At 36.1% G+C, this 12,550-nt stretch carries 14 protein-coding genes and 1 other annotated feature (1 of these 15 only partly in view); all 14 genes read right to left on the bottom strand.

Annotated elements, in window-relative coordinates:
- Positions 1–206, bottom strand: a binding site (T-box leader) (it extends 34 nt beyond the left edge of the window).
- A gap of 66 nt (positions 207–272) precedes the next feature.
- Positions 273–764, bottom strand: a complete 492-nt coding sequence (locus GMB86_RS08395) for a DivIVA domain-containing protein (protein ID WP_155218647.1) — start codon at positions 762–764, stop codon at positions 273–275.
- Positions 765–876: 112 nt separating this feature from the next.
- Complete coding sequence (locus GMB86_RS08390) at positions 877–1,650, bottom strand: YlmH family RNA-binding protein (RefSeq protein WP_155218645.1); 774 nt, start codon at positions 1,648–1,650, stop codon at positions 877–879.
- Positions 1,651–1,658: 8 nt separating this feature from the next.
- Positions 1,659–1,916, bottom strand: a complete 258-nt coding sequence (locus GMB86_RS08385) for a YggT family protein (RefSeq protein WP_155218683.1) — start codon at positions 1,914–1,916, stop codon at positions 1,659–1,661.
- Positions 1,917–1,943: 27 nt separating this feature from the next.
- Positions 1,944–2,396, bottom strand: a complete 453-nt coding sequence (locus GMB86_RS08380) for a cell division protein SepF (RefSeq protein ID WP_155218643.1) — start codon at positions 2,394–2,396, stop codon at positions 1,944–1,946.
- A gap of 123 nt (positions 2,397–2,519) precedes the next feature.
- Positions 2,520–3,209: a YggS family pyridoxal phosphate-dependent enzyme gene (locus tag GMB86_RS08375; RefSeq protein WP_155218641.1), complete on the bottom strand. Its 690-nt coding sequence runs from the start codon at positions 3,207–3,209 to the stop codon at positions 2,520–2,522.
- Positions 3,196–4,047: a peptidoglycan editing factor PgeF gene (pgeF, locus tag GMB86_RS08370; protein ID WP_155218639.1), complete on the bottom strand. Its 852-nt coding sequence runs from the start codon at positions 4,045–4,047 to the stop codon at positions 3,196–3,198. The genes GMB86_RS08375 and pgeF overlap by 14 nt, the downstream gene beginning before the upstream one ends.
- A gap of 74 nt (positions 4,048–4,121) precedes the next feature.
- Complete coding sequence (locus GMB86_RS08365) at positions 4,122–4,388, bottom strand: YlmC/YmxH family sporulation protein (protein ID WP_141189204.1); 267 nt, start codon at positions 4,386–4,388, stop codon at positions 4,122–4,124.
- A 174-nt stretch (positions 4,389–4,562) separates the two neighbouring features.
- Entirely contained in the window at positions 4,563–5,342 is a 780-nt protein-coding gene (sigG, locus tag GMB86_RS08360; protein WP_141189203.1) for an RNA polymerase sporulation sigma factor SigG, read from the bottom strand.
- Between the two features lie 83 nt (positions 5,343–5,425).
- Positions 5,426–6,145 carry an RNA polymerase sporulation sigma factor SigE gene (sigE, locus tag GMB86_RS08355; protein ID WP_155218637.1) on the bottom strand — a complete coding sequence of 240 codons (720 nt, stop codon included), beginning with the start codon at positions 6,143–6,145 and terminating at the stop codon, positions 5,426–5,428.
- 28 nt (positions 6,146–6,173) lie between these two features.
- The gene (gene spoIIGA / locus GMB86_RS08350) at positions 6,174–7,106 is read right to left on the bottom strand and encodes a sigma-E processing peptidase SpoIIGA (protein ID WP_329602830.1); all 933 of its coding nucleotides are present in this window, start codon (positions 7,104–7,106) and stop codon (positions 6,174–6,176) included.
- A 316-nt stretch (positions 7,107–7,422) separates the two neighbouring features.
- Positions 7,423–8,556: a cell division protein FtsZ gene (gene ftsZ / locus GMB86_RS08345; protein ID WP_155218635.1), complete on the bottom strand. Its 1,134-nt coding sequence runs from the start codon at positions 8,554–8,556 to the stop codon at positions 7,423–7,425.
- Between the two features lie 40 nt (positions 8,557–8,596).
- Positions 8,597–9,874, bottom strand: a complete 1,278-nt coding sequence (gene ftsA, locus GMB86_RS08340) for a cell division protein FtsA (RefSeq protein WP_155218633.1) — start codon at positions 9,872–9,874, stop codon at positions 8,597–8,599.
- A gap of 566 nt (positions 9,875–10,440) precedes the next feature.
- A complete protein-coding gene (locus GMB86_RS08335; RefSeq protein WP_155218631.1) occupies positions 10,441–11,214 on the bottom strand; it encodes a cell division protein FtsQ/DivIB in 774 nt (257 codons plus the stop codon).
- 231 nt (positions 11,215–11,445) lie between these two features.
- Positions 11,446–12,549, bottom strand: a complete 1,104-nt coding sequence (gene spoVE, locus GMB86_RS08330; protein WP_155218629.1) for a stage V sporulation protein E — start codon at positions 12,547–12,549, stop codon at positions 11,446–11,448.
- Position 12,550 lies beyond the last annotated feature (1 nt).

Raw genomic sequence — 12,550 nt, 5'->3', positions numbered from 1 at the left:
AGTAAAAGAATAAAAAAACGACTTTACCTTTTACTGACTCCAACATTCTTAACGCGAATGATACGCCAAACCTTAATCGTCAACATACTTTCAGGAATGGAACTCAGAGGTGATTTTCTTATTGTTATGTAGATCAGGCTCACACCGTTTCCTGAATCGCTTTCCTACGTCATACCCAATAATACTTTCCTCTTCAACGTTCTAATCATATCAAATTGAACTAGTTAGCCATAGTATATGAAAAAGCTAACCCTTTCGTCAAGTTATACTTACTATTTTTGGACAATTTCTTCTTCTTCAAACGGTTTTGAAAGACTATCCCAATCATCGTTTTTAAGTAATTCCAATTGTGCTTCAATTAGCATGCGGAATCTTGTGCGGTAGACACTGGCTTCTTTTTTTAATTCTTCAATGTCAACTGTTACTTTTCTTGCTTTAGATAACGCTTCATTAATAATACGATCAGCATTTTTTTCTGCTTCTTTTACAATTAATTTTGCTTCTTTGGAAGCATTTTGCTTAACTTCCTCAGCTGTTTCTTGAGCTACAAGAATGGTTTTATTTAAGGTTGTCTCAATATTAGAAAAGTGGCTTACTTTTTCTTCTAATAATCGTTTTTCTTCAGCGAGGTCTTTTTTCTCACGAATGAGGGTTTCGTAATCTTTGATAATTTGATCTAAGAAATCATTGACTTCGTCTTCGTCATACCCACGAAAACCTCGTGAAAACTCCTTATTATGAATATCCAATGGTGTTAATGGCAAAGTTGCCACCTCCAAGTCAGTAATCGTTACTACTTAAATTCGACAAAAAAAGATAAATTCCTTTAATAAATATTAAAATTATCTTAGATGAAACGGATGTTAAAGATACTCTCTAGTCTAGTTTACCATAACGGATGCGTATTTTGTCTTTTTTTGTGAAGCCTTCAATCTGAATAATTTTACAACGGCCTTTTCCTCGAACTGACAAAATATCCCCTGTCTTTAATTCAAATGTATTTTTTTCAATCACTTTCCAGTTAACTTTAACTAAAAGATGGTCGATATATTCGGTAGCCTTTGTTCTGGACATACGATAAACTTCACTTAAAACAGTATCCAATCTCATAGAAGACACAGTTCCAGTAGTTTCTTTCCAATCTAGACTAATATGTAATAGCTCATTCGGTTTAATTATCTCTGCTTGTACAGGACTTTTCCCAACATGTGTTAAATTCAATTTAATATAGTCAGATACCTCTTTTGTAACGATAAACTGTGCTCGTCCATCTGCAACTAAAAGATCACCGAATTTATCTCGAATAAGACCCAAATGGAGAAGTGATCCCAATAATTTGGGATGCTCAATTTGCACAAATTTAGTAGCATACCGAAGTTCAAAACAGGCAATATCAAAATTATCTTCAGATGGCTCTATGTATGATGGATATAAAAAAGCTCTGGCCCGTTCGGCTTCTTTATATCCACCGAAAAATGTTATATTCACGTCTTCGTTATTTCCAATAACTAAACGAATCATTTCTTGTTGCCTTGGATCCAGAAATTCCGTTAGTTTTGGCTGATATCTCATTTCAACCTGCTCTTTCCAATCTAAAACATGATCGATAAAAGGCCTTTCTTCCTTCCTAAAATGATCGTATAAAGTCATGGTCTACCCTACAAATACGACGCTAGTGTAGCGACGCCTCTTGAAGCTAAATTTAAGACAAAAAAAGCTGCAATGGGTGAAATATCAATCATGCCACCAATTGGAGGAATAATCCTGCGAAATGGTTCTAAAAAAGGCTCGCATAGTCTTTCAAATAATTGACCGACTGAAGATGATTTCACATTAGGTACCCAAGACATTAGAATGTAAATAATAAGAATCCATGAATAAATTTCAATGATTCTTGCAACAATATCGGCTATCATATAGGCCAAATCGTTTCCCCACCTTTTTTATAGTTTATTCTGTTCCCAATCTGAAATAATTTTTGTGATGTCCACATGTTCAGGTGCAAACATAAATGTATTTACAGCTAACTTTTGAATATGTCCATCTAATGCAAAGGTCGCTCCACTTAAGAAATCCAGTATACGTCTTCCCAATTCTGGAGAAACACGATCAAGATTAATGATGACGGTTCGCCGACTTTTTACATGAATGGTCATTGTCTCAACATCTGCAAATGTTTGTGGTTCCATGAACATCACTTTTGAAGGTAAGTGAACGGTCTGTAGAGATACAACCTTTTTATCATTTTTAAGCGCACTAACGGGTCTATTGGACTGTGAAGATCGATGATCCTCTTTCATTAAGGTTGAAGCTGTTTCATCTTGATTGATTTCGGTATTGGACTCATCATCAAGATCAAGGTCAAAAAAGCGTTTCAATTTTGTCTTTAGACCCATGGCTCATTCTCCTTTATTCGGTTTCTTTTAGGGAAAAAAGTTTAGATTACAACAGTCCCAATTAGAAAATCAGTCTCATTTAGATTCCCCATACCTTGTCCGTCCTAGAAAGAAACAGACTAGCTACTCTATGTCTTTGCCGACTAAAGCGGTTCCTATACGGACAAACGTCGCACCTTCTTCAATTGCAATCCGATAATCATTCGACATACCCATCGATAATTCCGTGCAGGGAGCATTTTCTATCTTCATATTTTGAACTTCTAATTGGCATTCTTTTAACCTTCTAAAAACATGTCTAATGAGCTCTTGATCATCTGTAAAAGGCGCCATTGTCATTAATCCAATTATACGCAAATGTTTGAATTCTTTCAATTCATGCATAAATGGGATCACATCTTCAAGTGAAATACCGTGCTTCGATTCCTCTCCTGAGACGTTTACTTGCACAAAACAATCTAACACGTGATCAGTTAACCTTTTTTCAATTTCTTTCGCCAAAGAAAGACGATCAAGAGAATGTAAATAATCGATATGCGGAAGCACTTCTTTAACTTTTCGTGTTTGCAGAGACCCAATGAAATGCCATTTAGCTTGGTCACGTAAAATTGTTTCTTGTTTATGTAAAAGGCCTTCCATGCGATTTTCTCCGATATGCTTAATTCCTGCATCTATGGCCTCTTTCGTTCGTGATGGGCTAACATACTTAGTCACACCAATAATCTTTACGTCTTCCACAGACCGCCCCGATTTCTCACAAGCTTCTCTGATAGTCATGTTAATTTGATCTAATTGACTTTTAACGCTTTTCATTTTCATCTTTCTCCTCATTTATTCCAATGAACCCTAAAATGCGACCTGTTTTTCCCTTTTCTTTTCGATGAGAGAAAAACAGATCATTTGAACAACTTGTGCAATAAGAACTTTGAATGATATTTCTATCTGGTACGCCGACTTGTTGAAGTAATAAACAGTTTAATTTCTTTAGATCTAATGAGACATGATGCTCATCAAGAGGTGTTGCTACTTGCTCGATATGAATTCCTTTAATTTTATGGATTTCTGACACCACTTTTTCATCAACTACATAACAACACGGACCAATTGACGGTCCAATAACAACGTGAATATCATCCGGTTTAAGATTTAACTCTTCTTCCCACAAATGAACCATTTTTTGGGAAGCAAGACGAACCGTTCCTCTCCATCCAGCATGCAATAGTCCAATGGCATGCCCTTTTTTTGAATAGAAATAAAGCGGTACACAATCAGCAAAACAAGCCACTAAAAGAAGATCCTTGTCTGTGGTATATAAGCCGTCACCATTTTTTATAACTGATTGTAAATCCCTTGCCCCTTGACCGGCATGCTCCTTCGTCACTCGAAAAATTTCTGTTCCATGCACTTGTTCAGTTTGCACCCATTGATTCAGGGGAATATTTAGTTGTTCAGATAATCTTCGTCTATTCTCTAAGACGCTATTAGGATGATCATGAATATGAAATCCCATATTTAATGATTGAAACGGATATTGACTCACACCGTGCCTACGTGTCGTAATACCGATTAAGATAGTTTCTTTTCCTTGCACTCTGTTATCACCAAGCAATAGTGCATGAGGTGTTTGCACATTAAATGGTTCCTTAACCATGATAAATCTCCTATCCTGTTTCAAGACTTAATCGTATTTTATCACAATTGGATGGTGATGAACATGTGAATGAATTAATCTTTTACCGTAGGCTCACTTGTTTCAGAATCGTAAAATCGGATTAAAATGACATCATCACCAATACGGACAATATTTCGCCAAGGAACGATGACATCATTTTCTCGCCCAAAAAAACCCATAATCTTACTTGCTCCAGGGATGACTAAATTTTCAATTTTTCCAGTTGCTAAATTTATCTCTAAATCACCAATATGACCTAATCTCTTGCCATTCTCAACATTAACAACTTCTTTTGTTTGAAATTCTGATATTCTAGTCATCTCAATTCCTCCTGATGTTCAATAATCTCCTCCTTACACTATATGGCGTAAATTTATGGTTCATGATTTGATTTAGTGTGCAAAAATTTTTCCTAGTTACGTGTGTGTCTTCCATTCTAAAAAAGGGAATTAAAAAAATTATCTAAATTAAAGCTAACACTTTACTTACAAGTGTTAGCTTTTTATGTTCTTATTCATTTCTTTAATAGCTGCTTTTTCTAACCTTGAGACTTGCGCTTGAGATATACCAATCTCTTCAGCAACTTCCATCTGAGTCTTACCATGAAAAAACCGCATGGATAAAATACGTTTTTCTCGATCATCTAATCGACGCATCGCATCCTTGAGGGCAATTTCCTCAATCCACTGCAAGTCTTTATTCTTATCATCACTAATTTGATCCATAACGAATATCGGATCTCCTCCATCGTTATAGATGGGCTCAAATAGCGATACAGGATCCTGTATAGCATCAAGAGCAAAAACAATATCTTCAACTGGCAAATCTAATTCCTTTGCAATTTCTGTAGCTGTAGGCTCCTTGGAATATTTGGAAATAAGTCGTTCTTTTACTTGTAAGGCTTTGTATGCCGTATCTCTTAAAGACCTTGACACTCTTATTGGATTATTATCCCTTAAGTACCTTCGAATCTCTCCAATAATCATGGGAACGGCATAAGTTGAAAATCGAACATTTTGACTTAGATCAAAGTTGTCGATGGATTTCATTAAACCGATACAACCGACTTGAAACAAATCGTCGATGTATTCACCACGGTTATTAAATCTTTGAATGACACTTAATACAAGTCTTAAATTGCCGTTAACGAGTTTTTCTCTTGCTTCGTCATGTCCATTTTGCATTTGTACAAACAGTTTTCTCATTTCTTCGTTTTTAAGTACAGGCAATGTTGCAGTGTCAACGCCGCAAATTTCCACTTTATTTCGTGCCACTAAATTCCCCCCTAATCGGAGCTTTCTACAACGTAAAGTATCTCCTCTCGAGGGAATTTTATGCACTTTCCTAAAACACCATTTTATACCATCTTACTAAATTCCTTCTTCAGACGTTTAATAATACGCTTTTCTAATCGAGAAATATAAGATTGAGATATACCTAATTGATCTGCAACATCCTTTTGAGTTTTTTCTTTCCCGCCTTCTAAACCAAAACGCAGCTCCATAATTTCTTTTTCTCTATCATTAAGCATTAAAATGGCTTGTTTTAATAATGTCCGATCGACTCTTTTTTCCATATCCTTTGTAATAATATCATTATCCGTTCCCAAAACATCTGATAAGAGGAGTTCATTACCATCCCAATCAACATTTAAGGGTTCGTCGAAAGAGACTTCAGATCTTGTTTTATTATTTCTACGAAGGTACATAAGTATTTCATTTTCAATGCATCTAGATGCATATGTCGCAAGCTTAATTTTCTTTTCTGGATTAAATGTATTTACCGCTTTAATTAAGCCAATGGTCCCAATACTAATAAGGTCCTCGATATTTATTTTGGTATTTTCAAATTTTCGAGCTATATAAACGACAAGACGCAAATTACGTTCTATTAACGTTGAACGTGCCTCTTGATCCCCTTTAGGTAGACGGATGAGTAATTCTGCTTCCTCTTCCTTTGATAGTGGAGGAGGCAATGCTTCACTGCCGCCAATATAATAAACCTCTTCTGGTTTTATTTTTAATTTCACTAGACACTTAATCCAAAATCTTTTTAAAAAAAGTTTCAAACGATACATAATTGGCCTCCTTATCAAATGATTGATGTCATGAAGCTGTTTCAATGATTTTTCCATGTAGTAACATGTCGGGATGAAGAATACTATTAAAATCTCCTTCCCCGGATAAATTTTGCTTGGTCAAAGCAACAAGAACTTTTGGGGCTTTTATCCTCTGACCTTCATGTAACAAAATGACTTCATCAGGACGAAAAGCGGTTATAAGTTGGGTTTTGCCACTTACTGTGCGATAAGGAATAACTGTTAATCTACTTCGTAACTCATCGGATAAATCCGCATTCTGAATTGCATTTTGAAGGTCAACGCCTTCTTGAATAACAGAATCAGGAAAAAATGACTTGCAAACTGATTCATTCAAAAACATAACGGGAACTCGTGTTAATGGATCATATAATTTGTTTCCACTATCGATGATGCCTTTTGCAGAGATAGATTTATCAAGAAACGAAATGTAAATAACTGCATAGGTTGAATGCTGCCATTTTCGGACAACAACTTGATCGAAACGTTTTTTTGAAAATAACCATAAGGATGGAAAGCCAATGACAACAAATAGCCAACTAATGGGATCACCATAACTTAAGGTACTGAATAAATTTTGGCCTGCATATGATGAATTCGATTGAAAAAAGTAGTGGGCAGCGAATAGCCCTCCACCTATACCAAAAGCAACGAAATAGAAAGCAAATATATTTTGTAAGAATGTTGAAAAACGGTGGTATCCAAACACAACCAAAATAATAAGTGTTGAAAACAAAAATTTACCTATTGGGTGATCAAAGACGATAGAAAGTGGTGTAAACAAAAGTATGACAATACTTGATGCAAGCAGTGTGCCGAGCCAAAGACGCCATGACTTCACCTGCCTCTTCAATATGATGACTGTGAGTTTTAATAACAAATAATCAATACATAAATTTAGAAACCATATCACATCTAAATAAATGGTTATACTCCTCACCCACCTATCTATCTTGTTTAATGGAATAAGTATACGAGCATTTTGCTGGAAAGTCTGTCATTCAATGACGAATGATTTCTTGTTATTTTGAAGTGTTTTGTCAGAATTGCTCTGAAAAGAATTTTATGCTTAAAACACCTATTTTCGACTAAATTAAAAATTGATAAAAATTATTTAACCTACATGGTTTGGGAATTAAATAAGGGGGGAAGTTTTCCTTGTTTCAAATATAATGAGAAAGATTAACAAATAAAAAAGAACGCTCTAAAATAGAACGTCCTCGTTTCATTCATTCTTTATAAGTTTGCCAGATAACTTAGTGATTACGGCGATTTCGGTTTCTTAAAAACGTTGGTATATCAAGAGTATCTTCTATATCATTTGATACATTTGAATGACGTGTGTACTCTTTTTCTTCAGGGTCATTCTTCTTTACCTTTGGCTGAGTAGGCTTTGATATGGGCCGTTGCGGTCTCTTCATTTGAGATTGCGTTTCAATTTCATGGAAGCCTGTTGCTATAACCGTAACAACAATTTCATCACTCAGGTCTTCACTAATCACAGAACCAAAAATCATATTGACTTCTTGATCGGCTGCTGTAGCGACAATATCTGCGGCTTCATTGACCTCATAAAGGCTAAGATTTGAACCGCCAGTAATGTTCATGAGAACACCTTTTGCCCCATCGATAGATTTCTCAAGAAGTGGGCTCGAGATCGCTTTTTTAGCAGCTTCAGCTGCACGATTTTCGCCTGTTGCAATACCAATCGCCATAAGGGCAGAGCCCCCTTCGGTCATGATCGTCTTCACATCGGCAAAATCCAAGTTGATAAGTCCTGGCACAGCAATCAGATCAGAGATCCCTTGAACCCCTTGCCTGAGGACATTATCGGCTTCGCGGAATGCTTCAAGCATCGGTGTATTTTTATCTACGATTTCTAGTAATCGATCATTTGGGATAACTATCAGTGTATCAACTTTCTCCTTTAGTGTTGAAATACCACCAGCTGCCTGATTTGCACGTTTTCGTCCTTCAAATGTAAACGGTCGAGTGACAACACCAACGGTCAATGCCCCTATATCTTTTGCAATTTCTGCAATCACTGGAGCGGCACCCGTACCCGTTCCACCGCCCATACCAGCCGTAACAAATACCATGTCAGCGCCACGAAGAACTTCTTCGACTTGTTCACGACTTTCTTCGGCTGCTTTTTTTCCTATTTCTGGATTAGCTCCCGCACCAAGTCCTCTAGTTAATTTCTCACCTAATTGTAATTTAACACTTGCTTTTGATAGTTTAAGTGCTTGAGAATCTGTATTTACACAAATGAACTCAACGCCCCTTATTCCACTCTCGATCATACGGTTTACAGCATTGTTACCTCCACCGCCTACACCGATGACTTTAATCTGAGCAAGTTGTTCCATCTCCATATCAACTTCATACATGTTATTAATTCCTCCCATTTCACTCATTCTGCTGCTTAACTTACTCGAAGAATACACCAAACCAGTCTTTTACTTTTTTGGCCATACTTGTATGTTCTTTCTGGCTAGTTTTCTTTGCATGCTTTCTTTGATCAAAATCAGCATCATAATTATCGGGAGCAATTGCTGCTGCAACTTCTTTACCCTGAACTTTTACATTATGATAAGCAAATTGAATCAACCCAACGCAAGCCGTATATTGAGGTTCACGAATACCTATATAGTCTGGTATTGCAATTCTAACACTATTATTTAACACAGATTGAGCAAGATCTAGTAAACCTGGTAATGCTGCTACGCCACCAGTTAATACAAACCCACCTGGTAAATCGTGAAATCCAATTTGATTTAGTTCGGTTTGGACAATTTCTAATATTTCTTGTAAACGAGGTTCTATGATTTCAGCTAGTTCCTGCTGATTAAATGTTTGCTGCGATGAACTGCCTATTTTTGGAATGGTGAATATTTCTTCACTTGAGGCTAATTCATAAAAAGAGCAACCGTGGGAAATTTTTATTTTTTCTGCTTCTTCTAAAGGTGTTCTTAAACCAATAGAAATATCTTTTGTAATATGATTCCCACCAATTGGCAAGTCAAAAGTTGTCATCAGAATGCCTTGGTCAAAAACAGCAACATTGGTGGAGCCTCCGCCAATATCTACGAGGACAACACCAATATTTTTTTCATCTTGTGATAGGGCCACTGATCCAAGTCCGAGAGGTTGCAGACAGATATCCGTTATTTGAACACCTGCTTTCTCTACACACCTAAGAAGATTATGTAAGATCGATTTTGAACCTGTTATAAGTGTGCCCTGCATCTCTAGTCGAACGCCAATCAAACCCCTAGGGTCGCTAATCTCATCTAATCCATCCACAATAAATTGATGCGGGATAACGTCAATGATTTCTCTTTCTGGAGGGATTGACATCACTTGAGCAGCTTCAATAACTCTTGCTATATCAATGTTACCAATTTCACGATTTTCACTAGAGACTGCTACTACACCATGACAAGATTGTAGTTGAATATGATTCCCCGTTATACCTACTATCGCACTTTTAATTTGTAAACCTACCATTCTCTCGGCTTGCTCAACCGCTTTTTGTATTGAACGAACAGTTTCATCAATATCTACTATAGAGCCTTTCTTGATACCATTTGATACTGACTTCCCAACCCCAATGACATTAAGGGCTCCATCGGCCATTTCCCCGATCATAACTTTTACACTGGATGTACCGATGTCTAAACTTACATAAATGTCTTTGCTGTTCATTCTTTGGCACCTCCTTCTCTCTTTCGGTCTCTATTGTTCCGGACGGTGTTTATAGAAAAGTCACAATCATAATCTATAAACCCGTTTAATATGTTTAATACTTTATTCGCTGCTTTATTTAGAATGATGTGTGTATTTTCTTAAATCCTTGAATTCTATCATTATTCATGAGGACCAGAATGTAAGGTTATGTGTTTTAAAACCATAACATCAAACAAACAGCATAGGAAGTCGCGATAATCATGGTGACATATTGGATATCCTCTAAAGAAAGTATTCAACGCAATTAAAGATTTTCCTTTGTTACGATATAAATAATTAGAAAATGAGTTATATTTTTTCGATAAACTTCTGATTTTTATGCTCATCATGTCATAAAAAAATAAAAAGTATAGCTAAATATAAGTCTACACCAAGATGCCGTTATAGAAAAGTCAAAATTTCGTTTAAAATCCCTTTCTTTGTAAAAAAAAACTGACACAATGTAATCATAAAAATTTCATCCCGCTTAGAATCTAAATCAAGGATTAAAAGAGGTGATACACTCCCCATTAATTGACGTTCAATTATGGAGACTTATCTTTTGGTACATCCGATGTAGGTTCAAAATAAGGACTTACACTAAGATGAACGATCCCTTTTTTCCCTTTTGGTATCTTCGTTATGATATCAGGATATAAAGCCATGTTTGATTGGAAGGTTGATAGACTAGCATAAACCTTATGGCCATCGTTCATATAAAGGGTCAAATCACCTTCGCCAACTTTATTATCATGATAGTAGATTTCAGATATATTTTGAACAATACTTGAAGGTAGTTTCGTTAAGGCCTTTGCAATAACCCTCAAACCATTTTGATTCATGTGAAAATTAAACAAGATAGGTGCATGGATAGGCAATTGTCCTTGCTTTAATTTTGGTAATTCCGTTCCGTTTTCAAGAATGGGTGTATAAGTCCCTTGATTTGAAAAATAGGCGATACGATTATATTCTGTAATGTGTATAGAAATGGAATTTGGAAACTGTTTATGTACATTAACTTTCTTCACTGTTTTAAGTTTTTTTATATCATGTTTTACTGAATTAGATGATACATCCCAAAAATGTGGTTTTTTTTGTAAGCCAGTTGTATTAATAATTTGACTTTTTGACGTGTAATGTAACCCATCTATTTTGACGTGTGTTAGTTTGCTTAGTGGAGATTGAAAATAAACAATGATTAATATCAATATAAAAAATAATGTAATATAAAAAATAATTCGGCGGTTTGCTTTTTGCTTTCTTTGTTGTTTTAACTTAGGAATTCGATCCTCTAAAGGAATAACTTTCTTTTCCACCATAGAAATAAAACACCTCGTTCAATAAAGCTTGTCCACTAAGTAGATAGAGACATTTCATTATAACACATTGTACGAGTGCCTGTCACCGCCCGAAATTTGTCGAAATAAATGTCAGGCATAGTAAAAAGGACCACTTAGCTTGTACTGAACCCCAAAAGTTAGATTTTTAGGTCTAACTTTCAGGGTGCACATCAGCTAAGTGATCCTTTTACACATGTATGAGATGAACGTTTATGTTTTGGTATAACGACTGATATTTAATAAAACACCGATAGATACGAGCATAAGCGTTAAGGAAGAACCGCCATAACTCAAAAAAGGAAGTGTGATTCCGGTAACGGGCATAAGTCCAGTCACAACAGCTATATTAATCATCACTTGTACAGCTATCATTCCCACAATCCCAACTGCAAGTAAACTACCATATAAATCCGGAGCAGAAATAGCAATCCGGATACCTCGCCAAATAAGTAAACAGAAAAGACCAAGTACGAGAGTAGCACCGATAAATCCAAGTTCCTCTGAAATAATAGAGAAAATGAAATCAGTCTGAGGTTCAGGTAAATATTGATACTTTTGTCTACTTTGTCCAAGACCGAAACCTAAGAGCCCCCCAGGTCCAATAGCGAGTAATGATTGGATAATTTGAAAACCGGTTCCTAATGGATCCTTCCATGGATCAAGGAATGACGTAATCCGAGCGATTCGATAAGGTGCAGAAATGATTAAAACGGCCACTCCCGTTAGTCCCATTAATCCCATAAAAACAAAATGTTTAATTTGTGCTCCAGCTGTGAAAATCATAATAATACACGTCATGACCAGAACTGTTCCTGTCCCGAGATCCGGTTGAAGCATAATTAACCCAAAGGACAAAAAAACGAGGGAAAGAGAAGGAATAAGACCCTTCTTAATCGTTGTAATGTACTTTTGATTTTCAGATAGAAAACGGGCTAGAAAAATAATTAAAGCGACTTTCATAAATTCCGAGGGCTGGATAGAAAAAGCGCCAACACCGAGCCAACTTGTGGATCCATTTCGCTCTAATCCGACCCCAGGGATAAGAACGGCAATTAAAAGTAAAAAGCAAATGAGAACACCAAGTTTAGCCCACTGACGCCACAACCAATAATGCACATTCATGACAAAAAACATCGCGATAAGGCCGATTCCTGCAAAGAGCAGTTGACGTTTAACAAAGTAAAAGGAATCACCATTGAAGTTATAGGATGCTAGTATGGCACTTGCACTATATACCATGATAAGACCAACTGTGAGTAATAGAAAGGTCACACTAATTAAAATTAAATCAGGAGTCGTTTTCGTTTTTGTCATA

It is taken from the genome of Terrilactibacillus tamarindi (assembly GCF_009718825.1).
Lineage (GTDB): Bacteria > Bacillota > Bacilli > Bacillales > Sporolactobacillaceae > Terrilactibacillus > Terrilactibacillus tamarindi.
The sequence above is the reverse complement of the archived record's forward strand: the minus strand, read 5'-3'. Positions and strand labels throughout refer to the sequence as shown.

Excerpts from the sequence above, each read along its gene's own strand:
- sigE (WP_155218637.1), bottom strand. The coding sequence starts at position 6,145 with ATGTATCGTTTGAAACTTTTTTTAAAAAGATTTTGGATTAAGTGTCTA.
- GMB86_RS08365 (WP_141189204.1), bottom strand. The coding sequence starts at position 4,388 with ATGACTAGAATATCAGAATTTCAAACAAAAGAAGTTGTTAATGTTGAG.
- GMB86_RS08385 (WP_155218683.1), bottom strand. The coding sequence starts at position 1,916 with ATGATAGCCGATATTGTTGCAAGAATCATTGAAATTTATTCATGGATT.
- spoVE (WP_155218629.1), bottom strand. The coding sequence starts at position 12,549 with ATGACAAAAACGAAAACGACTCCTGATTTAATTTTAATTAGTGTGACC.
- GMB86_RS08380 (WP_155218643.1), bottom strand. The coding sequence starts at position 2,396 with ATGGGTCTAAAGACAAAATTGAAACGCTTTTTTGACCTTGATCTTGAT.
- pgeF (WP_155218639.1), bottom strand. The coding sequence starts at position 4,047 with ATGGTTAAGGAACCATTTAATGTGCAAACACCTCATGCACTATTGCTT.
- GMB86_RS08335 (WP_155218631.1), bottom strand. The coding sequence starts at position 11,214 with ATGGTGGAAAAGAAAGTTATTCCTTTAGAGGATCGAATTCCTAAGTTA.
- GMB86_RS08375 (WP_155218641.1), bottom strand. The coding sequence starts at position 3,209 with ATGAAAAGCGTTAAAAGTCAATTAGATCAAATTAACATGACTATCAGA.
- ftsZ (WP_155218635.1), bottom strand. The coding sequence starts at position 8,556 with ATGTATGAAGTTGATATGGAGATGGAACAACTTGCTCAGATTAAAGTC.
- ftsA (WP_155218633.1), bottom strand. The coding sequence starts at position 9,874 with ATGAACAGCAAAGACATTTATGTAAGTTTAGACATCGGTACATCCAGT.
- GMB86_RS08390 (WP_155218645.1), bottom strand. The coding sequence starts at position 1,650 with ATGACTTTATACGATCATTTTAGGAAGGAAGAAAGGCCTTTTATCGAT.